Source organism: Sulfitobacter sp. M13, from assembly GCF_053474885.1.
Map to the genome: position 1 here is coordinate 647,266 of NZ_CM130281.1, position 26,274 is coordinate 673,539.

27 protein-coding genes are annotated in these 26,274 nt (G+C 59.8%); 17 read left to right on the forward strand and 10 right to left on the reverse strand.

Features of this window, described 5'->3' with window-relative positions; genetic code table 11:
* Positions 1 to 6 precede the first annotated feature (6 nt).
* Positions 7 to 1,584 (reverse strand): DUF5928 domain-containing protein, encoded by a 1,578-nt coding sequence (locus tag ACVBAU_RS02985; protein ID WP_335744905.1) that lies wholly within the window; start codon positions 1,582 to 1,584, stop codon positions 7 to 9.
* A 157-nt stretch (positions 1,585 to 1,741) separates the two neighbouring features.
* On the opposite strand from ACVBAU_RS02985, the gene ACVBAU_RS02990 reads away from it, so the two are divergent.
* From ACVBAU_RS02990 to ACVBAU_RS03005, 4 genes are all read left to right on the forward strand, one after another.
* A complete protein-coding gene (locus tag ACVBAU_RS02990) occupies positions 1,742 to 2,560 on the forward strand; it encodes a sulfotransferase family protein (protein WP_138924503.1) in 819 nt (272 codons plus the stop codon).
* A gap of 86 nt (positions 2,561 to 2,646) precedes the next feature.
* Positions 2,647 to 3,135 (forward strand): SsrA-binding protein SmpB, encoded by a 489-nt coding sequence (smpB, locus tag ACVBAU_RS02995; protein ID WP_138924502.1) that lies wholly within the window; start codon positions 2,647 to 2,649, stop codon positions 3,133 to 3,135.
* Positions 3,136 to 3,281: 146 nt separating this feature from the next.
* Positions 3,282 to 4,136, forward strand: coding sequence for a 3-mercaptopyruvate sulfurtransferase (gene sseA / locus ACVBAU_RS03000; protein WP_138924501.1), 855 nt, complete (start codon positions 3,282 to 3,284; stop codon positions 4,134 to 4,136).
* Positions 4,136 to 5,320 carry an amino acid aminotransferase gene (locus ACVBAU_RS03005; protein WP_448327815.1) on the forward strand — a complete coding sequence of 395 codons (1,185 nt, stop codon included), beginning with the start codon at positions 4,136 to 4,138 and terminating at the stop codon, positions 5,318 to 5,320. Before sseA ends, ACVBAU_RS03005 begins: the two co-directional genes overlap by 1 nt.
* A gap of 154 nt (positions 5,321 to 5,474) precedes the next feature.
* On the opposite strand, the gene ACVBAU_RS03010 is transcribed toward ACVBAU_RS03005, so the two are convergent.
* Entirely contained in the window at positions 5,475 to 6,776 is a 1,302-nt protein-coding gene (locus ACVBAU_RS03010; protein WP_448327817.1) for an ammonium transporter, read from the reverse strand.
* A 25-nt stretch (positions 6,777 to 6,801) separates the two neighbouring features.
* A complete protein-coding gene (locus ACVBAU_RS03015; protein ID WP_005851080.1) occupies positions 6,802 to 7,140 on the reverse strand; it encodes a P-II family nitrogen regulator in 339 nt (112 codons plus the stop codon).
* 256 nt (positions 7,141 to 7,396) lie between these two features.
* Here ACVBAU_RS03015 and ACVBAU_RS03020 point away from each other — a divergent pair, with 256 nt between their 5' ends.
* A complete protein-coding gene (locus ACVBAU_RS03020; RefSeq protein WP_448327820.1) occupies positions 7,397 to 9,571 on the forward strand; it encodes a transglycosylase domain-containing protein in 2,175 nt (724 codons plus the stop codon).
* Between the two features lie 143 nt (positions 9,572 to 9,714).
* Here the strand turns inward: ACVBAU_RS03020 and ACVBAU_RS03025 are convergent, their stop codons facing one another.
* Positions 9,715 to 10,464, reverse strand: a complete 750-nt coding sequence (locus ACVBAU_RS03025; protein ID WP_448327822.1) for an MlaA family lipoprotein — start codon at positions 10,462 to 10,464, stop codon at positions 9,715 to 9,717.
* 191 nt (positions 10,465 to 10,655) lie between these two features.
* On the opposite strand from ACVBAU_RS03025, the gene ACVBAU_RS03030 reads away from it, so the two are divergent.
* Genes ACVBAU_RS03030 through ACVBAU_RS03045 form a run of 4 tightly spaced genes read left to right on the forward strand, consistent with a single transcriptional unit; the run spans position 10,656 to position 13,418 of the window.
* Positions 10,656 to 11,114, forward strand: coding sequence for a RidA family protein (locus ACVBAU_RS03030; protein WP_138924498.1), 459 nt, complete (start codon positions 10,656 to 10,658; stop codon positions 11,112 to 11,114).
* Positions 11,111 to 11,872 carry a glycerophosphodiester phosphodiesterase family protein gene (locus tag ACVBAU_RS03035; protein ID WP_448327824.1) on the forward strand — a complete coding sequence of 254 codons (762 nt, stop codon included), beginning with the start codon at positions 11,111 to 11,113 and terminating at the stop codon, positions 11,870 to 11,872. The genes ACVBAU_RS03030 and ACVBAU_RS03035 overlap by 4 nt, the downstream gene beginning before the upstream one ends.
* 50 nt (positions 11,873 to 11,922) lie before the next feature.
* Positions 11,923 to 13,110 carry a GNAT family N-acetyltransferase gene (locus tag ACVBAU_RS03040; protein ID WP_448327826.1) on the forward strand — a complete coding sequence of 396 codons (1,188 nt, stop codon included), beginning with the start codon at positions 11,923 to 11,925 and terminating at the stop codon, positions 13,108 to 13,110.
* Complete coding sequence (locus tag ACVBAU_RS03045) at positions 13,107 to 13,418, forward strand: 4a-hydroxytetrahydrobiopterin dehydratase (protein ID WP_093731549.1); 312 nt, start codon at positions 13,107 to 13,109, stop codon at positions 13,416 to 13,418. Before ACVBAU_RS03040 ends, ACVBAU_RS03045 begins: the two co-directional genes overlap by 4 nt.
* Before the next feature lie 105 nt (positions 13,419 to 13,523).
* Here the strand turns inward: ACVBAU_RS03045 and ACVBAU_RS03050 are convergent, their stop codons facing one another.
* Complete coding sequence (locus ACVBAU_RS03050) at positions 13,524 to 14,012, reverse strand: peroxiredoxin (RefSeq protein WP_138924495.1); 489 nt, start codon at positions 14,010 to 14,012, stop codon at positions 13,524 to 13,526.
* Between the two features lie 92 nt (positions 14,013 to 14,104).
* Here ACVBAU_RS03050 and ACVBAU_RS03055 point away from each other — a divergent pair, with 92 nt between their 5' ends.
* The 4 genes from ACVBAU_RS03055 to pssA all read left to right on the forward strand — a co-directional run bounded on the left by ACVBAU_RS03055 (position 14,105) and on the right by pssA (position 17,376).
* Complete coding sequence (locus tag ACVBAU_RS03055) at positions 14,105 to 15,313, forward strand: NAD(P)/FAD-dependent oxidoreductase (protein WP_448327828.1); 1,209 nt, start codon at positions 14,105 to 14,107, stop codon at positions 15,311 to 15,313.
* Positions 15,310 to 15,861 (forward strand): 16S rRNA (guanine(966)-N(2))-methyltransferase RsmD, encoded by a 552-nt coding sequence (gene rsmD, locus ACVBAU_RS03060; RefSeq protein WP_448327830.1) that lies wholly within the window; start codon positions 15,310 to 15,312, stop codon positions 15,859 to 15,861. Before ACVBAU_RS03055 ends, rsmD begins: the two co-directional genes overlap by 4 nt.
* A 93-nt stretch (positions 15,862 to 15,954) precedes the next feature.
* Positions 15,955 to 16,614: a phosphatidylserine decarboxylase gene (locus ACVBAU_RS03065; protein ID WP_448328897.1), complete on the forward strand. Its 660-nt coding sequence runs from the start codon at positions 15,955 to 15,957 to the stop codon at positions 16,612 to 16,614.
* Complete coding sequence (gene pssA, locus ACVBAU_RS03070) at positions 16,615 to 17,376, forward strand: CDP-diacylglycerol--serine O-phosphatidyltransferase (RefSeq protein ID WP_138924491.1); 762 nt, start codon at positions 16,615 to 16,617, stop codon at positions 17,374 to 17,376.
* A gap of 3 nt (positions 17,377 to 17,379) precedes the next feature.
* Here the strand turns inward: pssA and map are convergent, their stop codons facing one another.
* Together map and sfsA are read right to left on the reverse strand one after the other, a co-directional pair.
* Positions 17,380 to 18,195 carry a type I methionyl aminopeptidase gene (gene map / locus ACVBAU_RS03075; RefSeq protein ID WP_448327833.1) on the reverse strand — a complete coding sequence of 272 codons (816 nt, stop codon included), beginning with the start codon at positions 18,193 to 18,195 and terminating at the stop codon, positions 17,380 to 17,382.
* A 34-nt stretch (positions 18,196 to 18,229) separates the two neighbouring features.
* Positions 18,230 to 18,967 carry a DNA/RNA nuclease SfsA gene (gene sfsA / locus ACVBAU_RS03080; protein WP_448327835.1) on the reverse strand — a complete coding sequence of 246 codons (738 nt, stop codon included), beginning with the start codon at positions 18,965 to 18,967 and terminating at the stop codon, positions 18,230 to 18,232.
* Positions 18,968 to 19,013: 46 nt separating this feature from the next.
* On the opposite strand from sfsA, the gene ACVBAU_RS03085 reads away from it, so the two are divergent.
* From ACVBAU_RS03085 to ACVBAU_RS03100, 4 genes are read left to right on the forward strand one after another with little or no spacing between them, the layout of a single operon-like run.
* Positions 19,014 to 19,733: a competence/damage-inducible protein A gene (locus ACVBAU_RS03085; protein ID WP_448327837.1), complete on the forward strand. Its 720-nt coding sequence runs from the start codon at positions 19,014 to 19,016 to the stop codon at positions 19,731 to 19,733.
* A complete protein-coding gene (locus tag ACVBAU_RS03090) occupies positions 19,730 to 20,440 on the forward strand; it encodes a GNAT family N-acetyltransferase (protein WP_335744897.1) in 711 nt (236 codons plus the stop codon). The genes ACVBAU_RS03085 and ACVBAU_RS03090 overlap by 4 nt, the downstream gene beginning before the upstream one ends.
* A 12-nt stretch (positions 20,441 to 20,452) precedes the next feature.
* Positions 20,453 to 21,022, forward strand: coding sequence for a peroxidase-related enzyme (locus ACVBAU_RS03095; protein WP_448327839.1), 570 nt, complete (start codon positions 20,453 to 20,455; stop codon positions 21,020 to 21,022).
* Complete coding sequence (locus tag ACVBAU_RS03100; protein WP_448327841.1) at positions 21,019 to 21,972, forward strand: OmpA family protein; 954 nt, start codon at positions 21,019 to 21,021, stop codon at positions 21,970 to 21,972. Before ACVBAU_RS03095 ends, ACVBAU_RS03100 begins: the two co-directional genes overlap by 4 nt.
* Positions 21,973 to 22,066: 94 nt before the next feature.
* On the opposite strand, the gene ACVBAU_RS03105 is transcribed toward ACVBAU_RS03100, so the two are convergent.
* From ACVBAU_RS03105 to ACVBAU_RS03115, 3 genes are all read right to left on the reverse strand, one after another.
* Positions 22,067 to 22,972 carry a LysR family transcriptional regulator gene (locus ACVBAU_RS03105; RefSeq protein ID WP_093731537.1) on the reverse strand — a complete coding sequence of 302 codons (906 nt, stop codon included), beginning with the start codon at positions 22,970 to 22,972 and terminating at the stop codon, positions 22,067 to 22,069.
* A gap of 126 nt (positions 22,973 to 23,098) precedes the next feature.
* Positions 23,099 to 24,040 carry a zinc transporter ZntB gene (locus ACVBAU_RS03110; protein ID WP_448327843.1) on the reverse strand — a complete coding sequence of 314 codons (942 nt, stop codon included), beginning with the start codon at positions 24,038 to 24,040 and terminating at the stop codon, positions 23,099 to 23,101.
* Positions 24,041 to 24,175: 135 nt separating this feature from the next.
* Entirely contained in the window at positions 24,176 to 26,203 is a 2,028-nt protein-coding gene (locus ACVBAU_RS03115; protein WP_448327845.1) for an oxidoreductase, read from the reverse strand.
* Positions 26,204 to 26,274: the final 71 nt, after the last annotated feature.

The window sequence follows — 26,274 nt, forward strand, 5'->3', positions numbered from 1 at the left end:
CAGTCCTCAGTCGGTAAAAAGATGGTGGGTCTCGGCGATGGGGCGTGCCTGCTCCGGCGATATGCGCAGAAAGGCGGCCAGCGCTTCGGTGTTTTCCTGTGCCGAGGCTGTTTCGCGCACGCGGGCGTAGTTTTCGAACTGCGCGTCGCGGATACGATCGGATTCCAGCGTCAGATCATTGCGGATCGTGGGCAAAAGCCGCTCTAGTGTGTCGACAGAGGTGCGCTCGCCCGCCAGCCCGACACGTTTGGCGTGTCCGACAAGGTAGTCATCCGAGAACTGGCATTCGATCTCCAGCACCCGCGTGACTGACCTGTCAGCGGCAAAGTCGTTCAGCAAATCGATATCACCAGGGTCCATGCAGACGATCAACTGGTCGGTGTCGTAATAATCAAACAGCATGCGCATCAAAGACCGACGGTGACGGGTGCGTTTGCCCAAAGAGTTCTGGATGCCGCCCAGATCGGGCAGGGCGGTGTCCTGTTCGCTGAAAAGATATTCGAGCGCAGGCAGGTTGGTCGCCTGACGCATCTGTTCAAGCACACGTTTGGCCACATGCCATTTCTTGCACACCACGATCAGCAGCTCGCGTTCGCGCCCCAGCGTGCTTTCCTTTTCCCAAAAACGGGTTGAAAAACGCCGCCCGATCCGGCCTCGATTGGTGAGGAACTTGAACAGGTTGCGCCCCTCGTTGCTGATCTGAACCTCGACATCGCGGGCCGAATACAACAGTCCCAGCCGGCGCTTGAGGTCCAGCGCCTCGCTGCTGATCTTGCGGGCAAAAAGATAATCCTGCGACAGCAAAAGATCGTAGTGATCGTTATAAAATGTCACCGGCATTCCGTAATCGGTGAACATCAGGAACGTCAGGGTGCGCACGCGTAATTCGGCTTCGGGCACGATATGGCGTACGATGGTCTGGAAAAACGTCTCGTCCGGGATCCAGGTAGTCCTGAAGAACCGCATCACATCCTTGCGCGCACGGGTGAATGCAATCACGGCTTCGACGGTCTGGCGGCGCAGACACCACCACTGACTGCCGATCTGGATCTGCAGATCCGCGGGTATCTCGCGCGTCAGGCCAAGGCGCTTTTGCAGCTCAAACATGCCATAGAACCGCTTTTTCTGGGTGCGTTCGTTGAACCAGTGCCGATAGATCAGCCGTTCTTCTTTCCAGCCGGTCTTAATCCAGTCGCTTTCGAAATAGTCAAAGCTCTCGATGAAATCGTAGTCATTGTCGTCGAGGTAATCGTGGATGTATTCGGCGGATTTGATTGGCATGCAATCGCCCGACAGCATGTAGAAATGCGTGGCGCGCGGGAAGGCGTCGATCGCGCTTTCGACCGCGTTGAGCGTCGCTTGCACCAGCGACCATTCCCCCCAGCCGCAGCGGATGCGTTTGCTGGCAAAAGTCACATTCGGGTTCTTGCCAAGCGCTTGGCTGATCTGGGCGAAATCAGACGGGCTGGCCGAGGCGTCAAAGTGGATCGACATATAGTCACCAGACGCCGTTAATCTCTCCGCTTGCTTGATGACGGCAAGGGGGTCTTTATGACACAAAAGGATATAGGCTATGCTGGCCATCGTGAAACACGCATCCCCTCTGCTCTGGACGAGTTTGTTAGATAAAGGCGAACAGCGATTGAATAAACCACGAATATTTGCTTTTTCTTTATTTGGGCCATTCTGTCGCCATAAATGGCAGCATAAGTACAAAAAAATTTAGGAGGCCGAGCCGAATATGGGTTTTCCAGGGACGTGGATGACAGAAAGCGAGAGCGTGGTGTACCGGGTGGTGCCCAAATGCGCCTGCTCGACCATTGGACAAATCATGTTCTATTCGGATCATGGCGAATTCTTTGATGGGGATATCCACGATTCAAAATCGGGGATGCACAAATGGGCGCAAGACGCGTCCCAGCCGCTGATCACGAACAACGTGGAAAACCACAATTCCTTCGCGTTCACCTGCGTGCGCAACCCTTACACGCGGGTTCTCAGCTCTTTCTTTGACAAGATTTGCGGTATTCAGCGGAACGGTCGCCGGTACCGCGGCAATCTGGTGCCGCTTTTGATGCAGAAATACGGGATCGAAGTCGGCGGCGATGACGGCAAGCAAGAGTTTGACCAAATCGCCAGCTTCCGCCGGTTCTTGCTGTTCGCCCGCGACACCATCCGCTGGCGCCGGCCCATGGACCCCGACATTCACTGGTCGGCGCAATCGGGTCATGTCAGTACGTTCATTGTGAACGGCGGCACCTATGACAAGATCATCTGGACCGAGAAATTCAACGACGGCATGCAAAGCGTTCTGGACGCCATCGACACGCCCCATCCCGTAAATCTCGGTGATATCCCGCGCTTTAACGAATCCGAAGGCCACGGCCCCAAGCGTGCCCATCCGGTAGAAGACTACTTTGACGATCTGTCGATGCATCTGGTGCGCGAAATCTTCAAACGGGATTTCGAGCTGTTCAAATACGACTTCGACAACCCTGCAAACAAGATGCCCACGGGCGAGATCGACCTTGCAGAGGTGCATGCCAAGCTGGGTGACTAAACTGTCGGCGGGACGCTCGGGGTCCCGCCGCGCAAACCCCGCAGCTGCATCTTGCGCGCAGCGCCGTGACGCCCTACATCCTTGGCATGTCACAGGTTAAATTATCTTCCAAATCGGACCCGAACTACAAGGTCATCGCAGAAAACCGCCGTGCGCGGTTTGATTATGCTATCGACGACGACGTTGAATGCGGCATCATCCTTGAAGGCTCCGAGGTGAAATCCCTGCGCAACGGCGGTGCCAACATCGCCGAAAGCTATGCTGCCGTGGAAGATGGCGAGCTGTGGTTGGTGAACTCCTACGTCGCGCCCTATAAGCAGGCCAAGACATTTACCCACGAAGAGCGCCGTCGCCGCAAGCTGCTGGTGTCCAAAAAACAGTTGTCGCACCTGTGGAATGAAACCCAACGCAAGGGCATGACGCTGGTGCCGATGGTGATGTATTTCAACCACCGTGGCATGGCCAAGATCAAGATCGGCATCGCCAAGGGTAAGAAACTGCACGACAAACGCGAAACTGCCGCCAAGCGTGATTGGTCACGGCAAAAACAACGTCTGCTGAAAGACCACGGCTGACGCCTGCTAATTGGCGTTTGCCCTGCTGAACTGGTAACTCCTTATTCATTTTCGGCTTATGCTGCATGTGCACTGCCACGGGCTCTTGCTTGCGGCGGCCGTCGCGGGTAGGCATTGAAAAACCTGTTCTAAAAGGGGGTGGACCCATGGCTGACAATCCGAAAACGCTTGTTTCAACCGATTGGCTGGCGCAGCACCTTAAGGATCCGGACCTGCGCTTGCTGGACGCATCTTGGTATTTGCCCGATGCGGGCCGTGACCCCAAAGCCGAATACAACCAAGCGCATATTCCCGGTGCCCGCTTCTTTGACATCGATGAAATCTCGGATGCGCGGTCGGACATGCCGCATATGGCACCGCCTGCGGAAAAGTTCATGTCGCGGATGCGTGCTTTGGGTGTGGGCGACGGGCATCAGGTGGTGATCTATGACGGGTCAGGGCTGTTGTCTGCTGCGCGCGTGTGGTGGCTGTTTCGCTTGATGGGGCAGGAAAATGTGGCCGTGCTGGACGGTGGCTTGCCCAAATGGGTCGCCGAAGGCCGCCCGACCGAAGACATGCCGCCGATCCCGCGCGACCGTCACATGACCGTGCGGTTCCAGAACCAGCTGGTGCGCGACGTGACACAGGTGGCACAAGCTTCGAAACTCAAGGCACCACAAATCGTTGATGCCCGCGCAGCCGCCCGCTTCCGCGGCGAGGCCCCCGAACCACGCGAAGGTTTGCGTGCAGGTCACATCCCCGGTTCGCGCAACCTGCCCTACACAGAGCTGCTGAACGACGACAAAACACTGAAATCCGTAGCCGAGACCAAGGCTGCATTCGAGGCAGCAGGGATCGACCTGTCGCAGCCCGTGATCACCACCTGCGGGTCGGGCATCACTGCCGCCATACTAGCGTTGGCATTGGAACGGATGGGCCACACCGATTGGTCCCTTTACGATGGATCTTGGGCAGAATGGGGGATGTTTCCCACCGTGCCCGTTGCGACCGGAGACGCATAATGTTCGAAACCCTACAGGCGCAGCCCGCCGATAAAATCCTTGCCTTGATGCAGATGTACAAGGACGACCCCCGCGACACCAAGATCGACCTTGGTGTGGGCGTGTACAAGGATGCCACGGGGCTGACGCCCGTCATGCGCGCGGTAAAAGCGGCCGAACACCAGCTGTGGGAAACCCAGAACAGCAAGGCCTATACCGGTCTGGCTGGAGATCCTGCTTTCGGTGATGCGATGGTGCGGATGGTGCTTGGCGATGCAGTCCCCCGCGCCCAGGTGGCTGCGGCTGCGACGCCGGGCGGTACCGGCGCGATCCGCCAGGCGTTTGAACTGATTCAGATGGCCCGCCCGAACGCACGGGTCTTTGTGTCCAACCCGACATGGCCGAACCACCTGTCGATCCTCAAGTATCTGGGGATGGAGATGGTGCCATATCGTTATTTCGACGACGACACCCGTGGCGTTGATTTCGATGGTATGATCGCCGACCTCAAGACCGCGCAAAAAGGCGATGTGGTCTTGTTGCACGGTTGCTGCCACAACCCGACTGGTGCCAACCTGAACGCATCGCAGTGGGATGCGGTGATCAAGGTTCTGCAAGACACCGGTGCCACCCCGATGATCGACATCGCCTATCAGGGCTTTGGCGACGGGCTGGACGCTGATGCGGCGGCCACGCGCAAGGTCGCGGCAGCGGTGCCGGAGTGTCTGATCGCGGCAAGCTGCTCCAAGAACTTCGGGATCTACCGTGAACGCACCGGCATCCTAATGGCGCTTTCGGCGGACACTTCGGCGCAAAAGTTGAACCAGGGCACGCTGGCCTTTCTCAACCGCCAGAACTTCAGCTTCCCGCCAGATCACGGTGCTCGCATCGTCACCACCATCCTGAACGACGATGCCTTGCGCAGCGACTGGATGGCAGAACTCGAAGGCATCCGGAACACCATGCTGGGCCTGCGCACCCAACTCGCAAGCGAGCTTCAGCGTCTGTCTGGCTCGGACCGCTTTGGCTTTCTCGCCGAACACCGCGGCATGTTCTCGCGCCTTGGGACCACGTCTGAAATGGTCGACAAGCTGCGCGAAGACCACGGCATCTATATGGTGAGCGACAGCCGCATGAACATCGCCGGCCTGAACGCTGAAACCGTACCGATCCTCGCCAAAGCGATCATCGAGGTCGGCATCTAAACGCTGCTTCACCCTTTTAAAAATACTCGAACCGCCGCGCTGATATCTCAGCGCGGCGGTTTTTGTTTAAGCGCACAGCGGGTCACACGCAGCCTCGACCCATAGAAAAACCCGGGCGCGAACGCCCGGGCACCTGCCTGCAGTGATTTAGGCCTTAGCTTTTCGAGAACTCGGGATAGGCTTCCATGCCCAGTTCGGACACATCAAGGCCAACGATCTCTGCTTCTTCGCTCACGCGGATGCCGGTGGTGGCTTTCAGGATCATCCAGACGATCAGCGACACGATGAAGACAAAGGCACCGATAGAGGCAAAGCCGATGATCTGTGTCACAAAGGATGTCCCTTCGGTGTAAACCGGCACGACCAAAGTGCCCCAGAAGCCCGCCATCAGGTGAACCGGGATCGCACCGACCACGTCATCGATCTTGAGCTTGTCAAGGAAGGGCACCGCGAAGACCACGATCGCACCACCGACAGCACCAATCCAAAGCGCACCAAACAGGGTCGGGTCAAGCGGACCAGCCGTGATGGACACCAGACCGGCAAGCGCGCCGTTCAGGACCATTGTCAGGTCGGGCTTTTTGTACAGCATCTGCGTCAGGACCAGCGCGGCAATGGCACCCGCAGCTGCGGCCATGTTGGTATTGGCAAAGATCTGCGCAACAGCGTCGGCGTCGATCATCGTTCCCATGGCCAACTGCGAGCCGCCGTTAAAGCCGAACCAACCCAGCCACAGGATGAACGTACCCAAAGTGGCGAGTGGCAGGTTCGAACCCTGCATCGGGATCACACGGCCATCTTTGTACTTGCCGATACGAGGGCCAAGAACCAGCACCCCTGCCAGAGCCGCAAAGCCGCCAGCTGCGTGCACCAAAGTCGAGCCCGCAAAGTCGCTGAAGCCCGCGTCAGACAACCAGCCTGCGCCCCACTGCCAGCTTGCTTCGATCGGATAGATAAAGCCGGTCAGCACAACGGTGAAGATCAGGAAGGGCCACAGCTTGATACGCTCGGCCAAGGTGCCCGAAACGATGGACGCGGTGGTCGCGCAGAACATCAACTGGAAGAAGAAGTCGGACGCGTTGGAATAGCCGCCCGCATCGATCGCCGTCTTGATGTCTTTGGTGGCAAAGGTGCCGAATACGCCGGGAATGATCCATGCGTCACCGGGGTACATGAGGTTATAGCCCACCAGCCAGTACAGAATGGCCGCCAGCGCAAACAGCGCGATGTTCTTGGTCAGCTGTGTGGTCACGTTCTTGGATCGCACCAGACCCGCTTCGAGCATGGCAAAACCCGCTGCCATCCAGAACACCAGGAAGCCGCCGATCAGGAAAAGGATCGTGTTGAAGATGAAAGCAGTGTCAGCCGCGGTTGCATACTCGGCCTCCTGCGCGAAACCCAAGGACGGCAGCAGCGTGGCTGCGGCGGCAAGGGGGATAAGAAGTCGTGATGTCATGTCGTCAATTCCTCGGACGTGGGGGTCAGATGGCGTCTTCGCCGGTTTCGCCAGTGCGCACGCGCACGGCCTGTTCAACGTCGAGCACAAAGATTTTGCCGTCGCCGATTTTGCCGGTATGCGCGGTGCGGGTGATTGTCTCGACCATCTGGTCGGCCAGCGCGTCTGCGACCACCAGCTCGAGCTTCACCTTGGGCACGAAGTTCACGACATATTCTGCGCCGCGGTAAATTTCGGTGTGGCCGGACTGGGCACCAAAGCCCTTGATCTCGGTCACCATCAGGCCGCGCACGCCCGCTTCGGTCAGTGCTTCACGCACTTCCTCGAGCTTGAATGGCTTGATTGTTGCGATAATGAGTTTCACCTATAATCCCTCTTCCAGATGGCAGGTATCTCCTGCGGTATGCCTTGAACAAAAGACCGGCCGGTGGCCCTTGAAGGAAGGGTTCATCGCGCTTAGTCCCTCTGGTAGAGGGTGTGATTGCGTAAATATTGGGCATCCCGAAGGAGGGTGCCTTATTATTGGGCGTTAATTAGGTGGCGCAAAGTGGCGTCGACGCTAAACAAACCGCGTTCTGCAGGATAGAGTGCGAAAAAAAGAACGGTTCAGTGAGCAGCATATGAGTGATTCATCCAAACGGAAGCGGCCCTTGGTTGCCGACAAGCGCACCGCGGGCAAAGGCGGCAATCCGCCCCGCAAACCCGTTGCGAAAAAGGCCTCCGCCAAACGTAAGCCCGCGCGGCGCGCCCCCGCGCGCCCCAAGGGGCCGATCGGTTGGCTGGCCGCGTTGGTGCGGTGGGTGTTCCGTTTGATCTGGACGATCATCTGGCGTGTGACGGCTGTCGCGGTGCTGATGGTCGCGCTTGCTGTTGGCTATTTCTACACCACGCTGCCCCCGCTCGAGGCGTTGTTGGACGGGCGCGCCCGCGGGTCTGTCACGCTCAAGGATCGCTATGGTGATGTCTTTGCGTGGCGTGGCGATCAGTTCGGCGGGATCGTGACCGCCGAAAGCGTATCGCCTGCGTTGAAAAACGCGGTCATCGCAACCGAAGACAAACGGTTCTACAAGCACTTTGGTATCAGTCCGCGCGGCATCGCGTCTGCGGTCAAGATCAACCTGAGCGAAGGGCGCGGGCCGTTGTCGGGCCACGGCGGGTCGACGATCACGCAACAGGTCGCCAAGCTGCTGTGTCTGGGTGAACCCTATGATGCCACATCGGGGCAAACGGAAAAGGAATACGAATCCGAATGCCGCCGGTCCTCACTGTCGCGCAAGGGCAAAGAGGCGCTGTTTTCCATGGCGATGGAGACAAAGTACTCCAAGAATGACATCCTCTCTATCTATCTGAACAGGGCCTATATGGGCGGCGGTGCGTTCGGGGCCGAAGCTGCCGCACAGCGTTTCTTTGGCAAACCGGCGGCGGCGTTGAAGCCTGCCGAGGGTGCGATGCTTGCGGGGCTGTTGACGGCCCCCACCACGCTGTCACCCACCAATAACCTTGATCGTTCCCAAAGCCGCGCGGCCACCGTGATCCGTTTGATGGAAGATCAGGGCTATCTGAGTAAGGCCGAGGCGGATAACGCCATCGCCAACCCCGCAGAGCTGTCCGAGGCCGCAGAGGCCGAAGCGGGCGGGTATTTCGCTGATTGGGTAATGTCGTCCGGCCCTGAGTTCTTTACCCGCAACACCACCGAAGATGTGGTGATCAAAACCACGCTGGACCAGAAAATCCAACGCGCCGCCGAAGAGGGGCTCAGCTGGGTTTTTGACAATCAAGTGCGTGACGGGTCCAAGGCGCAGGCCGCTGTAGTGATCATGTCTGCAGATGGTGCCGTGCGCGGTATGGTTGGCGGGCGCAAGACCAAGGTCGCGGGTGCCTTTAACCGCGCCACCCAAGCGATGCGCCAGACCGGGTCCGCGTTCAAACCCTTTATCTACGCCGCCGCCTTGGATCTGGGGTATTCGCCCAACGATCTGATCGAGGACGCGCCATATTGTTTGAACATCCCCGGGTCGGGCGAGTGGTGTCCCAAGAACTATACCAACAGGTTCAAGGGGAATGTGACGCTGACCGACGCCCTGAAGGATTCACTTAACATTCCGGCAGTCAAAGTATCCGAAGGCGTCGGGCGCGATCTGGTCAGCGAAGTGGCAGAGCAATTCGGTATCAAAAGCGATCTTGCTGCCGGTCCGGCACTGGCGCTTGGCGCCTCCGAAAGCACGCTGCTCGAGATGACGGGGGCTTATGCGGGCATCCTGAACGGCGGGTCTTCGGTCAAACCTTACGGTTTGCTTGATCTGAAGTTGCAGGGGGATACCGAACCGGTGATGGGTACCGGCGGTGGTATCGGTGAGCGGGTCATTCAAGAAGATGCCGCCCTGAAGCTGGTCTATATGATGGAAAAGGTCGTGTCCTCCGGCACCGGTCAGCGCGCACAGTTCGGTGGGCGCGAGCTGGCCGGTAAAACGGGTACGACACAGGCCAACCGTGATGCGTGGTTCATCGGCTTTTCGGCTGATTACGTGGCCGGTGTCTGGATGGGGTATGACGACAACACGCCTTTGACGGGCGTATCGGGGGGCGGGTTGCCGACCGAGATCTGGAAGCAGGTCATGGTGCGGGTGCATGACGGTTTGCCCAACACGCCGCTGCCGATGATTGTGCCCGAACCGCCCGTGGTTCAGGCACCGCCGCCGCAGCCACAACAACCGCAGCAGCCGCAGCGCCTACCGCGTCAGGACAACCCGCTGGGGGTCATCGACAGGGTGCTCCGCGATATCTTTGGCGGGTAACGGGCACACGCCTCTCTTTAGGGGACACTGAAACGAAAGAAGGGAGGCCGGAACGATCCGGCCTCCCTTCTTGATTCTATAATACGGCTTGGCGGCTAGCACCGGCTTTCAGCCCGAGCGCCCCCCCCCCGCAGAGGGCTACCCTAGTTGGTGCTGCGCGGGCCGGTCGTGGCGGCGATGCTGGTGGGACGGGCCAGATCTGCGCGGCGCTGTTGCAGATACTCTTGGCGCGCTTGGGCATAGCTGTCGCCAGCGGCCGAAATAGGCACCTGCTGGCCATTCACGATACGGCGGTTCTTTTCGAACACGCTATCGGCATAGCCGGTGACGGTGCCTACGTATTTCTCGGGGCTATCGAGCGTATAGGATAGCGGGTTGGTGAACAGATCCACCACGCGACCGGCGGTGTCACGGCGGGTCGACGGGCCAAGCACCGGCAGTTCGTAGTAGGGGCCTTCGCCCACACCCCAGACATACAGCGTTTCGCCAAAATCCGTATCATGCTCGGGCACTTTGAAGTCGCTTGCCACGTCAAAGAGGCCACCCATACCCAGCGTGCTGTTCACCAAAAAGCGGTATGTCGCCAAACCGAAGCCCGCAAAGTCGGCTTGCAAGGCGCTGTTCACGGCGGCCTGTGGCATCGACAGGTTTTCAGACACGTTGTGAATGACAGACTGGAACTCGGTCGGGACCGCAGCCGCCACGCGGTTCGGTTTGCCAGAGCCGCTGATCTTTTGATTGAGCGCATGTATCTTGCGGTTGCTGGGCTCGTGAGGGTCATTGATCCCGGCAGGCTGGGTGCGCGAGGCACCGCTACAGGCCGAAAGGCCCGCAACCAAAGTGACACCCGCAAGGGCGCGCAGCGATGTGGAGAGGGTTGTGGCCTTAATCATGGTAAAAATCCCGAAAACACGTGAAAAACATGATTTGTTATGCGCAGGGTACCTGAAATACGCAACATGAGTCTCCTTGGTCGCCCCCGTGTTGCTGGCAGGTGTTGCCGTTCGTCCCTCTTGGCCCTTTTCGTTTGCGTATCGCAGCGCTATCGTCCCGCCAACGACCACTCATTTCAAGGAAGCCTCCCATGAGCATCACCAGCCGTTTGAACGATCTTGGCGTTACCCTGCCTGACGCACCGGCCCCCGCGGCGAACTATGTGCCCTTTGTGGTCACAGGAAACACGGTCTATGTGTCGGGGCAGATCTCGAACGGGCCGGACGGGTTCATCATGGGCAAACTGGGTGCAGATATGGACGTGGCTGCTGGTGCCGAAGCGGCCAAGACATGCGCGATCAGCTTGCTGGCGCAAGTCCAAGCGGCCTGTGGTGGCGATATCGAGCGGCTCAAGCGGGTGGTCAAGCTGACGGCGTTTGTGAATTCCACCGCCGATTTCACCGACCAGCCCAAAGTGGTCAACGGTGCCTCTGATTTTCTGGTCGAAGCCTTGGGCGACGCGGGCCGTCATGCACGGTCGGCAGTCTCTGCAGCGTCCCTGCCACTGGGTGTCGCGGTCGAAATCGAAGGCATCTTTGAAATCGAATGACCCTACCCGAGGCGTTCTATACGATCCCTATAGCGCATCGCGGTTTTCATCACCGCGATGCCGGACGGCCCGAAAACAGCTTTGCCGCGTTTCAGGCAGCGATGGATCGCGGATATGGGATCGAACTTGACGTGCAGCTGTCGCGCGACGGTGTGGCGCTGGTGTTTCATGATTACGCGCTTGACCGTCTGACGGCCCAGACCGGAGCCCTCCGGCAGTTCGATGCCGATGACCTGTGCCAGATTGCGCTGACGGGCGGCAGCGACACCATTCCCACCTTGCCGCAGGTACTGGCGCTGGTCGCGGGGCGCGTGCCCCTGCTGATCGAGATCAAGGATCAGGACGGTGCCATGGGCAAGGATATCGGCCCGTTAGAGCAAGCGACAGCAGATGCGCTGCGGGGCTACGGTGGTGATGTCGCCGTTATGTCGTTCAACCCCAACAGCGTTGCGCGCATGGCAGACCTGCTGCCGGATGTGCCGCGCGGTTTGGTGACCAGCGCCTATCGCTATGTCGAATGGCCGCTGCCCAAAGCCACCTGTGACCACCTGCGCGAGATCCCTGATTACGACCGCACAGGGGCCTGTTTTATCAGCCACGAGGTCGACGACCTGCCCCGCCCCCGCGTGGCAGAGCTGCGCGAGGCAGGTGCCATGATCTGCTGCTGGACAGTGCGCAGTTTATCGGTCGAAAACGGCGCGCGCGAATTTGCGCATAATATCACCTTCGAAGGCTATGACGCGCCGCTGCAAGGTTGAACCGTCGGGCTTTGGCCACAGATAAGGACTATGACAACGGGACACCCAGAATGAACGCGCGCGACGTCGAAATCAGAATTGCTTCGGGCATCGCGCAAATTGGTCAGGACGCGTGGGACGCCTGTGCCTGCCCCGAGGTCGCAGCAGGGGGGCGCCCTGCGGACCCTTTCACCACCTATCGCCTCCTGTCGGCGCTAGAGGAAAGCGGCAGTGTCGGCCCCGGCACAGGCTGGCAGCCCCAGTACCTCAGTGCCGTTATCGACGGGCAGGTCATCGCGGTCGCCCCGATGTACGCCAAAGCGCATAGTCAGGGGGAATACATCTTTGATCACAGCTGGGCGCATGCGTTCGAACGCGCCGGCGGGCGCTATTACCCCAAGCTGCAGATCGCCGTGCCCCACACCCCCGCTACGGGCCGCCGGTTCCTAACGCGTCCGGGGTTCGAAGAGTCGGGCACCGCAGCCCTGATCCAAGGGGCGGTCCAGCTGACCGATTCCAACGGGCTGTCATCGCTTCACATCACCTTTTGCACCAAAGCAGAGGCGACAGCAGCCGAGCAGCTGGGCTTGTTGACCCGCAAAAGCCAGCAGTTCCATTGGCACAATCACGGGTTCGCTGATTTCGACGGTTTCCTTGACACGCTCAGCTCGCGCAAGCGCAAGAACATCCGCAAGGAACGCCAGCAGGCGCAGGCGTTCGGCGGCGAGATAGAGGTGTTCACCGGCGATGACCTGCGTCCTGAACATTGGGATGCCTTCTGGCGCTTTTATCAGGACACCGGCGCGCGCAAATGGGGCACGCCTTATCTGACGCGCGCCTTCTTTGACATTGCCCAAGACCAGCTGCGCGACGACATGGCATTGGTGCTGGCCAAGCGGGACGGTGAGTGGGTGGCGGGGGCGCTGAACTTTATCGGTGCCGATGCGCTTTATGGGCGCTACTGGGGCTGCAGCGAACATCACCCGTTCCTGCACTTTGAATTGTGCTATTATCAGGCCATCGATATCGCGATCAAACTGGGTCTTTCTACGGTAGAGGCAGGGGCGCAGGGTGAACACAAGTTGGCGCGCGGTTACCTGCCACAGGCGACGTGGTCGCTCCATTGGATGCGCGACGAGGGTTTTATGCGGGCTGTTCAAGACTATCTTGTACAGGAACGGGCAGCCGTTGACGAAGAGATAGATATTTTGACAGATTACGGCCCGTTCAAAAGGGTCGAGGTTGAGGAACAGGAATGAGCGAAAGATTAAGCGAAGAGACGCGCAAAACCGTATTGGCACCCTTGTTCAGCACAGGCTGGGCCATGGTGGATGACCGCGACGCCATCGTCAAAACATTCAAGTTCAATGATTTTGCGGATGCGTTCGGCTGGATGACCCGCGCGGCGATCTGGGCCGAAAAGTGGAATCACCACCCAGAGTGGGAGAACGTCTATAACAAGGTCATCGTCACCCTGACGACACATGACGTTGACGGCCTAAGCTCGCTCGACGCCAAGCTGGCGCGTAAGATGGACGGGCTGATGGGCGAGGTCAAAGCGGGCTAAACCGCCAGTCACAGGCCCAGTCACAGACACAGTCACCGTTACCAAAGAAAAACGCAGCCCCGGGCCTCCCGAGGCTGCGTTTTTCGTTTTTACCGTATCGCGGGTTTACATGTTGTCCAGCAGCGCTTCGCCGCCCGACATGTCACATACGCCGGCTTGCACTTCGGCTTGGAACAGCGTGACCTTGCCATCATCCACTAGCATCGCATAGCGTTTGGAGCGCGAGATCAGGCCCGCGGGCTCGGCCGAGAATTCCATGCCGATTGCTTTGGTAAAGGCGCTGCTGGCATCGGCCAGCATGGTGATGCCCGCCGCTGTCGCGCCGGTTGATTCACCCCAAGCCGCCATGACGAACGGGTCGTTGCACGATACGCAGATGATCTCGTCCACGCCCTTGGCGTCGAACTGGTCCTTGGTGCGGACAAAGCTGGGCACATGCGCGGAATCACAGGTCGGCGTATAGGCACCGGGCACGGCAAAGACGACGACCTTGCGGCCCTTTAGCTTGTCAGCCATCTGCACAGGCTTTGGGCCGTCCGGCCCCATTTGCACCAGCGTTGCGTCGGGCAGCGTGTCGCCTTGGGAAATCGTCATATGCGAGACCTTTCGTGTCATTGCGTTTGTCTTCAAGGAAGATATAGGCTTTGCACGCAGGCAGGAACACGGTTTTTTCGAAAGGGGCTAGGATGGGTCATGTGGTGGTGATCGGGGCAGGGCAGGCGGGGTCATCCTGTGTGGCTAAGCTGCGCAACTCCGGCTTTGAAGGGAAAATCACGTTGATCGGCGCGGAGACCGTGCCCCCTTACCAACGCCCCCCCCTGTCCAAAGCCTATCTGTTGGGCGACATGGCGCTTGAACGGCTCTATCTGCGGCCCGAAAGCTTTTATCCCGATCACGGGATCGACCTGATGCTGGGCACCACTGTCGACAGCATCGATCCGGCAGCGCAGACCATTCGGGTGAACGGCGGGGACATGCCCTATGATGATCTGGTGCTGACCACCGGATCGTTCCCACGCCGCCTGCCTGCCAGCATCGGGGGCGATCTGGAGGGCGTGCATATGGTACGCGACCTAACGGACGTCGATACGATGGGGCCGCGCTTTACCAAAGGCGCGCGGGTGCTGATCGTAGGCGGTGGCTATATCGGGCTAGAGGCGGCCTCGGTTGCGGCCAAGCTTGGGTTGCAGGTGACACTGGTAGAAATGGGCGACCGCATCTTGCAACGGGTTGCAGCGCCGCAGACCTCTGACTTTTTCCGCGACCTTCATGCCGCGCATGGGGTGACCATCCGCGAGGGCGTTGGTCTGGAACGTTTGACGGGCGATACCCATGTCACCGGCGCGCAGCTGTCGGACGGGTCTGAACTTGCGGTGGATTTCGTGATCGTCGGCGTTGGTATCGGGGCGGCAACAGCGCTGGCCGATGCGGCAGGCATTGTGAATGACAACGGGATCATGACGGACACGCACGGCCGCACCTCTGCGCCGCATGTCTGGGCAGCAGGCGACTGCGCGTCCTTCCCCTATCGCGGCGGACGTATCCGGCTGGAATCCGTCCCCAACGCCATCGATCAGGCCGAATTGGTGGCAGAGAATATCATGGGTGCGGATAAGGAATATGTCGCAAAGCCGTGGTTCTGGTCCGACCAATATGACGTAAAACTGCAGATCGCAGGGCTGAACATGGGCTATGACCGTGTCATCACCCGCCGCACCGATGCCGATAGTGTGGCCTTTTGGTACTATCGCGGGGACGAACTTCTGGCGGTGGACGCGATGAACGATCCGCGCGGGTTCATGATCGGGCGCCGGTTGATCGAGGCGGGCAAATCCCCAGCGCCCGCGCTGATCGAAGACCCCGCCACAGACATGAAAGCGCTGCTGAAATCATGAGGATCATCGCCGGCAAACACCGTGGTACGCAGCTGGCTGATGTGGGCAAGGGCGACACCGAAGCGCATTTGCGCCCCACCTCTGATCGTGTGCGCGAGAGCCTGTTTTCCATGCTGACCCATCACAACGTCATCAACGACGCGCGGGTGCTGGACCTGTTCGCAGGCACGGGTGCCTTGGGCCTAGAGGCGCTGTCGCGCGGGGCCCGCGAAGCCGTGTTCATCGAGAACGGGCGCGTCGGGCAAAAGCTGATCACCGAGAACATCAAAAAGCTGCGGGTCGAGGGTGAAACGACGCTGATGCGGTCGGATGCGACAGCGCTTGGCGACTGGATCGCGGCGCCGTTCGATCTGGTCTTTCTTGATCCGCCCTATGGCAAAGGCATGGGGCAGGCCGCGTTGATCAAGGCGCGTGCAGGCGGCTGGTTGACCCGCAATGCCATGATCGTCTGCGAGGAGAATGCCCCGCTTGATCCGCCCCCAGGGTTCACCCGCGAAGACAAGCGCAAATATGGCGACACATGGATCACGCTGCTGACACCAGCGTAGCCGACAGGGCCGCTGCTAGATGCCGCTTTGCATTCGGGGCGCTGCGGCCTATGTGCTACACAAAGACCTAAAGGAAAGTAGACCGCCATGAGCCTGAGCATGACCAGCACCTTCATCAAGCCGATGCACCCCGAGGGGCGCAAGTTCGTGGCTATATTTGCGGCGATCACGTTGGTGCTTTTCATCATCGCTGAACCTCTGGGGTGGCTGGGTGTCGGCGCAACCGTGTGGTGCTACTACTTTTTCCGCGACCCAGAACGTGTGACACCCAAGGGCGACCACCTTGTCATCAGCCCTGCCGATGGCATCGTATCGCTGATCGAACCTGCCGTGCCGCCCGCAGAGTTGGGGATGGCAGACACACCCCTGACGCGGATCAGCGTGTTCATGAACGTGTTTAACTGCCACGTGAATCGCGCGCCCGTCGCAGGCGAGATCACCGAAATCGCTTATCGCCCCGGCAAGTTTTTCAACGCCTCGCTGGACAAAGCGAGCGAGGACAACGAACGCAACAGCCTGCGTATCAAAATGGCCGATGGCCGCGAGGTGGCAGCCGTGCAAATCGCCGGACTGGTGGCGCGTCGTATCGTTTGCTTCACTAAGAAAGGCGCGCATACGCAGGCGGGTCAGCGCTTTGGCCTGATCCGCTTTGGGTCACGTGTTGATGTCTATCTGCCCGAAGGCGTCACCCCGCGCGTCAGCATCGGGCAAACCATGGTCGCAGGCGAAACCGTTCTGGCGGAGCTTTCCTAAATGACAGATATGCCCCCCGTCGCACCCGATAAAGTGAAAACCGAATTTTCGCTGCTGCAGCTGTTACCTAACATGCTGACCATTGCCGCGATCTGTGCAGGTATTTCGGCTATCCGGTTTGCCGCCGAGGGGAATTTTTCGCTGGCCGTCGCGTTGATTACGCTGGCCAGCATCCTTGACGGGATGGACGGCAGCACTGCGCGCTATCTGGGCAGCAACAGCAAGATCGGTGCCGAACTGGATAGTCTCGCGGATTTCGTGAACTTTGGCGTCGCCCCGCCCTTGGTGGTGTATTTCTGGGGGCTGCAGGATTTCTACCGCGCGGGCTGGCTGAGCGTGCTGGTCTTTGCGATTTGCTGCGTGATGCGACTGGCGCGGTTCAACGTGGATTCGCGTACCAAAGACCCGCTGGACGACGGTGGCTATTTTACCGGCGTGCCGTCGCCTGCGGGCGCGATGCTGGTGATGTTGCCGATCTACCTGCCCTATGCCTTTGGCCCCGGTGCTGCGATGCCGGATGCGTTGACTTGCCTCTATATCGTGCTGGTCGGCTGGGTCATGGTCAGCCGCATCCCGACATGGTCGTTAAAGTCGGTCAGCTTTTCGCGGACCAACGTGACCTATTTCCTGATCTTCTTTACCGGCTTCATCGCCTGTCTTGTCAGCTTTCCCTGGGCCACATTGGTCCTGTGCTGCTTTGCCTATGCAGGCAGCGTATTGTGGGCCGTGATCGAGCTTGAGATCGCCAAGCGCCGGGGCTGAAAATCAGCCCTGGCTATAGGTCGGGTGGAACATGCCGCCGGGGGATTGGGTAAAGATCTCGCAGCCGGTTTCCGTCACGCCAATCGAATGTTCAAACTGCGCTGACAGGGATTTGTCGCGGGTCACGGCTGTCCAATCATCGGCCAGTACCTTGGTTTCGGCACGGCCCAGATTGACCATCGGTTCGATGGTAAAGAACATGCCGGGCTCTAGCACCGCACCGGTGCCGGGGCGGCCATAGTGCAGTACGTTTGGCGGGGCATGGAAAACGCGCCCTAGCCCGTGACCGCAAAAATCCGTGACAACGCTCATCCGGTGGGATTCCGCAAAGGACTGGATCGCGTGACCGATGTCGCCAAAGGTATTGCCGGGTTTCACGACCTCTATGCCGCGCATCAGTGCGTCATGGGTGATGTTGATCAACCGCTCTGATTTGCGCGACAGCTTGCCTGCGACATACATCCGCGAGGTATCGCCAAACCAGCCATCGACGATCACGGTGACGTCGATGTTCAGAATGTCGCCATCCTTGAGCTTTTTGTCACCTGGGATGCCGTGGCATACGACGTGGTTCAAAGAGATGCAGCTGGCGTGCTGATAGCCTTTGTACCCGATGGTGGCCGATTTCGCGCCTGCGTCTTCGACCATCTGCGTGATGACGCCGTCGATGGCGCCAGTGGTCTGCCCGACAAAGACATGTTCGGCAATATCATCAAGGATTTGCGCCGCCAGCTTGCCCGCCGCGTGCATCCCCGCAAAATCCGAGGGGTCGTAAATGCGAATGCCATCTTTGGTCTGGCGTCCTCGGTGTTCGTTCATCACCGCTGTCTCCGTCATATGAATTTGATGTTGTCTAACCCGCTTGGTTCCCAAGAACCAGTGCAGGCGGGTCGATTAGGGGGATTGCACCTGCAACGCTGACCCCTTGGGGGCTGATATGGGTGCCAATGATATGGGTTTCCAGTCCGGCGGCACGGGCGTCGGCAAAGGCCGCCGCATAAGCGGGGTCGATGTCGGCGGCCACGCAAAAGGCGCTGCAATCGGTACGCTGCACCAGATACAATAGCACAGCGCGGTGCCCGTCACGCGCCATCTGCGCCAGTTCGCCCAGATGCTTGGTGCCGCGTTTGGTTACGCTATCGGGGAATTCGACCAAACCGTCGGTACGTGACAGGGTGGCAGACTTTACCTCGATATAGGCGTCGGGCAGACCGGTTTCGGTCAGCAGAAAGTCGATACGCGAGTTTTCACCGTATTTCACCTCGGGCCGCACGGTGGTGTAACCGGCAAAGGGGGCGATCTGCCGATCCATCAATGCGGCCTTGATCGCGCGGTTCGGCAGCGCGGTATCGACGCCGGTGAAATGCCCGTTTTCATGGTCAACCAGCCGCCAGCCATAGTTCAGCTTGCGCTTGGGGTCATCATTGGGCTCAAGCCAGATTTTCATGCCCGGTGTCGCCAGACCCATCATCGACCCGGGGTTGGCGCAATGGGCCGTCACCTCGGTGCCGTCCTCTAGCTGGCAATCGGCTAGAAACCGTTTGTAGCGGCGGATCAGGCGGGCGGGGACAAGTTCGGTTTGAAAGCGCATGGGGTGTGACCTATACCTCAATCAACGGCCCCTCAAGGAGACAGCCATGCCCAATCCCACTGCTGCGATGATCGTCATCGGCGATGAAATCCTGTCGGGGCGCACCCGCGATTCAAACATGCACCATCTGGCGGGGCAACTGACCAGCGTCGGGATCGACCTAAAGGAAGTCCGCGTGGTGGGCGACGAGAACGGCACCATCATCGCCGCGGTGCAGGAACTGTCGCGGGTCTATGACAGCGTGTTCACCAGTGGCGGCATCGGGCCGACCCATGATGACATCACCGCCGATTGCATTGCCGCTGCGTTCAACAAGAATATCGATGTGCGCGAGGATGCCCGCGCTATTCTGGCCGAACACTATGCCAAAAGCGCAACCGAGCTGAACACCGCCCGCCTGCGCATGGCGCGGATCCCTGATGATGCCACGCTGATCGATAACCCTGTGTCCGCCGCGCCGGGGTTCAAGCTGGAGAACGTCTATGTCATGGCTGGTGTGCCCGCGGTGTTCGAAGCGATGGTTGTCAGCGTTTTACCGACGCTGACCGGTGGTGCGCCGCTGATCAGCGCCACCCATCGGATCGAACGGGGCGAGGGCGATATTGCTGGCCCATTGGGGGAACTGGCAACGGCCTATCCGACCCTCGCCATCGGGTCCTATCCGTTCCAGAAAGACGGCAAATACGGCGCGCATATCGTGATCCGTGGCAATGATCAGGCCGAGATCGACGCGGCCATTGCCGAACTTGCAAAGGTGTTCCCATGACCGATCTGGCGCAGCTCTATCACGTCATCGACCACACGTGGCCCGCTGCAAAAATCTGGACTGAAACAGGCTGGACCCTGCGTGACGGGCAGGGCGGCGGCAAGCGCGTCTCAGCCGCTACGATGGCCGGGCCCAATGCCGATGTCGGTCAGGCCGAGGCCGCGATGCGGGCGATGGACCAGCGGCCCATTTTCATGATCCGCGACGGCGACGATACGCTGGACGCAGAGCTTGCCGCGCGTAGGTATGACATTGTCGATCCGGTCAACCTCTATGTGGCACCTGTGGGCAAGCTGACCGATGTGCCAATGCCGCGTGTGACCGCCTTCCAGATATGGGAACCGCTGGCCATCATGACCGAGATTTGGGCCAAGGGCGGCGTCGGTCCCGAACGGATCAACGTGATGCACCGCGCCGCGACCAAAACCGCAATCCTGACCCGCTGGAACGAGATGCCCGGTGGCGTGGCCTTTGCCGCGCTGCATGACGGGGTGTGCATGGTCCATGCGGTCGAGGTGCTGGAACACCAGCGCGGGCAGGGCGTCGCCAAATGGCTGATGCGCAGCGCCGGTTTCTGGGCACAGGCGCAGGGGGCGACGCAGATGGCGGTTCTTTGCACACAGACGAACGCGGGCGCGAACCGCCTGTATCAGGGTCTGGGCTTTGATCTGGTGGGGCACTATCATTACCGTCAATTCCCTGACTAAAGGAGCCGCCCCATGGCGCATGATACCCCCACTGCCCTGAACCTGCCGATGGTTGATCCGCTGCCCGAGGACACGCAGAAATACTTTGATGTCTGTCAGGAAAAGCTGGGGATGGTGCCGAATGTGCTGCAGGCCTATGCCTTTGACATGGACAAGCTGAACGCGTTTACCGCGATGTATAACGACCTGATGCTGGGCGCGTCGAACCTGTCTAAGCTCGAGCGCGAGATGATCGCGGTCGTCGTGTCGTCGGTGAACAAATGCTACTATTGTCTGACGGCCCATGGCGCGGCCGTGCGGCAGTTGTCGGGCAACCCGATCCTTGGCGAACAGATGGTGATGAACTGGCGCGTCGCTGATCTGGACGCACGCCAAACCGCGATGCTGGCGTTCGCCGAACATCTGACCGTTGCCAGCGCCAAAACAACCGAGGCGGACCGTCAGGCGCTGCGGGATGTGGGCTTTTCGGACCGCGACATCTTTGACATCGCATCGGTCACGGGGTTCTTCAACATGACCAACCGCGTCGCCAGCGCCACCGAGATGAAGCCGAACGACGGCTATCACGCGCAATTCAGATGATCAGCTGGCGTGCCGGGCTGATCTGGCTTTTGCTGGCGGGCGGGGCAAATGCGTTGGAATTGTCCTTGCCCGCAGCGGCGCGGCAAACCGTGGCACGCGATACCGGTCCCGACAGCTACCTTGCGCCGACCTCTGCCTATGAGGACGGCGGCTTTGCCAGCGTCACAATCGAAGGGGCCATCGCGCGATCGGCTTGGCGGCTGGAAGCGCCCGGCCTGACCCCCTTGCAGGTCATGCGGCCCTTGCGCACGCAGCTTGAAGCCGCGGACTACAGGATCGTGCTCGATTGCAGTGCTGCGGTTTGCGGGGGCTTTGATTTCCGCTTTGCGATTGAAACACTGCCCGCGCCGAACATGTATGTCGACCTGCGTCAGTACCAGTTTGTCACCGCCGTCAAAGGATCGCTGCAAGCGCCAGACGCGGTTGTGACGCTGTTGATCAGCACCACCGATACCTCTGCCTATCTTCAAATCGTGCAAGCCGATACCCAAGGGGGCGCAGCCGGTCCTGTGGCCTCGATTGTGACCCAAGATCCCCAACCCGCAGCCCCCAACGCTCCGGCGCAAAGCCCGTCCAAGATGGCATCTGCGTTGGAGAAATTCGGCCATGTCGTGCTCGCGGCGCTGGATTTCGATACCGGCACTGCGGCCTTGGGACAGGGGGAGTTCGACGCGCTGGTCAATCTTGCGGCGGTGCTGAAGGATCAACCCGATCTGCGGATTGCTCTGGTGGGGCACACGGACAGCGTAGGGGGGCTACAGGGCAATATCACGCTGTCGAAAAACCGCGCGGCAGCGGTCCGGCAGCGGTTGATCGCAGCGCATGGAATCGCGGCCGACCGGATCGACGCGCAGGGCATGGGGTATCTGTCGCCGATTGCATCTAATCAAACGGAAGCGGGGCGGGATGCCAACCGCCGTGTCGAAGCCGTCCTGTTGCCCGCCAGCTGAATACCGCACACAGAAAAATCCCCGCTGCCCTGAAAAGGGAGCGGGGTCGGCCACATGCGGGCCAAGTTCACCGAGGGCAGTTGGTGATCTCGTGTTACCAGTCCGTAGGACCTTTTTCGGCAAAGGTATGGGCTAGAAAATCAATGAAAGCGCGCACCTTGGGCTGGGTGAACCGACCCGGAGGATAGACGGCATAGATGCCTTGGGTTTCGGGCGGCAGATCGGGGATCGCATCTTCGACCAGCCCTTTTTCCATCGCGTCAGCGTAAAGAAAGCTGGGCAGATAGGCTATGCCAAGACCCGAGATGGCGGCATTCAGCAGCGATTGCCCATCATTGACCGATAGCCAGCCCGCCGTGCGCACCTGACGCTTTTCGCCCGAGGGGGAGGTCAGCTTCCACATATTGCCGCTGGATTGGTTCGAATAATGCAGCAGCTTGTGATCGTTCAGATCGTCGATCTTTTCGGGGCGGCCGTATTTCTCGAAATAACCGGGCGACGCGATCATGCGTTTGGTCGTCTCGGTCAGTTTGCGGGCGCGTAGGGTGCTGTCTTCCAGCTCTCCGATACGGACAGCCATGTCGAAGCCTTCGCTGATCAGTTCAACATAGCGGTTGTTCAGCACCATGTTGACGGTGATATCGGGGAAATCGGCCAGAAAGTCGGACAGGGCAGGCGACAGGTGATTGACGCCAAAATCGGTCGCAACAGAGATGCGCAGCAGCCCTGAAGGGGCCGATTGCATCGACGTCACCAGCGCATCGGCTTCGCCCGCATCATTCAACACACGGCGGGCGCGGTCATAATAGGCAAGGCCGATCTCTGTCGGGCTGACACGGCGGGTCGTCCGGTTCAGCAACCGCGCCCCAAGCCGCGCCTCTAGCGATGAGACATGTTTGGATACAGCGGATTTGGAGATACCCATCTTTTTGGCAGCATCGGTAAAGCCACCTTGGTCCACGACCGTGGCGAATGCTTCCATCTCTGTCAGGCGGTCCATACCCGTCCCCTTTCATCATCTGCGTCTGAAAATGGTATGGCGGCCAAATCAGGCAGGATCACGGCAGTGGTGAGACAGTGGAGAGGTATTTGTAGGGATCGTTCGCGGCGGGGAAACAGGCGGGGACTAGATCCAGCGCACCAGTTTCAGGGCCAGAAACATCAGCAGCGCCAGTCCGACCATGCCCAGACACAAAATGGCAAAGGCCCATGGATGATCCACACCCGGCATCCCGCCGACGTTGACCCCGAACAGACCGGTCAGAAACCCCAGCGGCAGAAAGATCGCGGCAGCCACCGAAAGCACATACCCATGCCGCGCCTGCCGTTGCGCCGTATTGGCGTCATGCTCTTCCTGAACCGACACCAGACGGTCGCGCAATTCGTCCAACTCTTCGACGGCAATCAGCGCGCTGTTGGCTTGTTCGCGCAGTTCCAGCTGGCTGTCGTCAGGGATCAACGGAATCTCAAAGGCTGCAAGCTTGGTCAGGGCCACCCGTTGCGGATCAAGATAGCGCCGCAGCCGGATCACGCTGCGCCGGATTTCGGGCAGTTCGTGCGGCATCGGGGTGTTCTTGTCTTCTAGATCGTCCTCAAAGAACTCCGCCTGTTCATCCAGCCCCGCGACGTGTTCTTGCACCCGTTGGGTCAGACGGCCCACCAATTCCTCAAGGAACTCGGCAGGGCTGGGAGGGGCCTTTTGCGCTTCGGCGTCGCGGCGGATCGCGTCGATGGCAAAGACTTTCTTGCGGCGCACGGTGATCAGCAGGTCGGAATCCACATACATCCGCACCGATACCATTTCATCGGCGTCCTGCCCCTCGTTCATGTTAATGCCACGCAGGTTCAGGATCAGCCCGCCTTCAAAGCGGTCACAGCGCGGGCGGGTCTGTTTCTGGATCAGCGATCCGGCGGGGATTTCATGCAGATGTTCGCGCACCCAAGGGTCGAGCATCGGGTCAGCCAGATCAAAGTGCCACCAGCGATAAATGCCCGGCCCAGTCAGCTTTGTATTGGCGGGCACCTGGGTCGTGCCGTCGGCAAAGATATCGAAAACGCAAATCGGCATGGCCACACCCTGAAACAACTATCTATTCCGCGCATTTTGACAGACCGGAGCCGAGGCGCAAGCCGTGCTGCTTGGGTAAGGCAGGCAAAGGGCAGGGCAGGCCGCCACAGCCTGCCCTAATGTCGGAACGATAGCTTACAGCGCGGCGGCCAGACGGGTGCCTTGGTCAATCGCACGTTTCGCATCAAGCTCAGCCGCGACATCCGCGCCACCGATAACGTGACAAGGGATGCCTTTGGCTTCAAGCGCATCGGCAAGCGACCGGTCCGACAGCTGGCCCGCGCAAAGCACAATAGTATCGGCCGCGATCACCTGCGGCTTTTCGCGCGCTTCGCCAAAGCTGATGTGCAGCCCCGCTGCGTCGATCTTTTCGTAGTTCACGCCCGCAATCATCTGCACGTTTTTCATGGTCAGGGATGCGCGGTGGATCCATCCGGTCGTTTTTCCCAGGCCTTTGCCGACCTTGGTGGTCTTGCGCTGCAACATGGTGACTTCGCGGGCAGGGGCGTGGGGTTGCGGCCCTTCGGGCGCGAGGCCAGAGCGGTGTACGGCAGGGTCCGTGACGCCCCATTCCTTCATCCATTCGGGTAGGTTGGTCGTGGTGCTTTCACCATCGTGGACCAGATGTTCAGACACATCGAACCCGATGCCGCCCGCACCGATCACGGCGACCTTTTGGCCCGCCGTAACGGTGCCGTTCAGGATATCGATATAGCTGACGACATTGCCTGCGTCCTGACCGGGGATTTGCGGATCACGTGGGACAACACCGGTGGCGATGATCACCTCGTCATAATCGCCCAGATCGTTGGCCGAGACTTCGGTGTTCAACTGGACCGCGACGCCATGCTCTTTGATCATCGCGCGGTACCAGTCGACGAGGCCCCAGAATTCCTCTTTGCCGGCGACCTGCTTGGCAAGGTTCAACTGGCCGCCAATCTTTGATGCGCGGTCAAAGATCGTGACCTTGTGGCCGCGCTCTGCCGCGGTGATGGCCGCTGACAGACCCGCAGGGCCGGCCCCCACCACAGCGATGGATTTGACCGCATCGGCGGGATCGACGCGCAGTTCGGTTTCATAGCAGGCGCGCGGGTTGACCAGACAGGTAGAAATTTTGCCGCCAAAGGTATGGTCCAGACAGGCCTGATTGCAGGCGATACATGGTGCGATCTGGTCGGACTTCCCTGCCGCTGCCTTGGCGACGAAATCGGCATCGGCCAGCATGGGACGCGCCATCGACACCATATCAGCGCAGCCGTCCACCAGAACCTCTTCGGCGACTTCGGGGGTGTTGATCCGGTTGGAGGTGATGAGCGGGATGCCCACCTGACCCATCAGCTTTTTCGTGACCCATGCAAAGGCCGCCCGCGGCACAGAGGTCTGGATCGTCGGGATGCGCGCCTCGTGCCAGCCGATGCCGGTATTGATGATCGTGGCCCCTGCGGCCTCAACCGCCTTGGCAAGCTGGACGACCTCATCGAATGTCGATCCGTTAGGGATCAGGTCGATCATCGACAGACGGTATATGAGGATGAAGTCAGGGCCCACGGCCTCGCGCACGCGGCGCACGACCTCGACGGGCAGCTTCATGCGGTTCTCGTATGACCCGCCCCATTCGTCCTCGCGCTTGTTGGTGTGGGTGACAAGAAACTGGTTCAGGAAATACCCTTCGGACCCCATCACCTCTACCCCGTCATAGCCCGCTTGTTTGGCACGCAGGGCGCAGGCGGCGATATCGCTGATCTGCTTTTCAATGCCGTCGGCGTCCAGCTCTTTCGGGGCGAACATCGAGATCGGGGATTTGATCGCCGAAGGGGCCACGCAGTCGGGGCTAAAGGCATAGCGACCCGCGTGCAGGATTTGCATCGCGATCTTGCCGCCGGCCTCGTGGACGCGATCGGTGACGATGCTGTGGTTGTCCACGTCCTTTTGCGAGACCATCATTGCCGCACCATGGGCGACCGACCCTTCGGGGTTCGGGCCAATGCCACCCGTGACCATCAACCCCACATCCCCGCGTGCACGGGTGGCATAGAATTCGGCAACGCGGTTCCAATCCTGCGTTTCCTCAAGCCCGGTATGCATAGACCCCATCAGCACGCGGTTTTTCAACGTCGTGAACCCCAGATCAAGCGGGGCAAGAAGGTGCGGATAGTCGGACATTTGGCAAACCTTTCGAGGGCTGAATGTATGGTACTGGGCAGTTCTGTGCTGCAGTTCACCCCAAGCCTGCG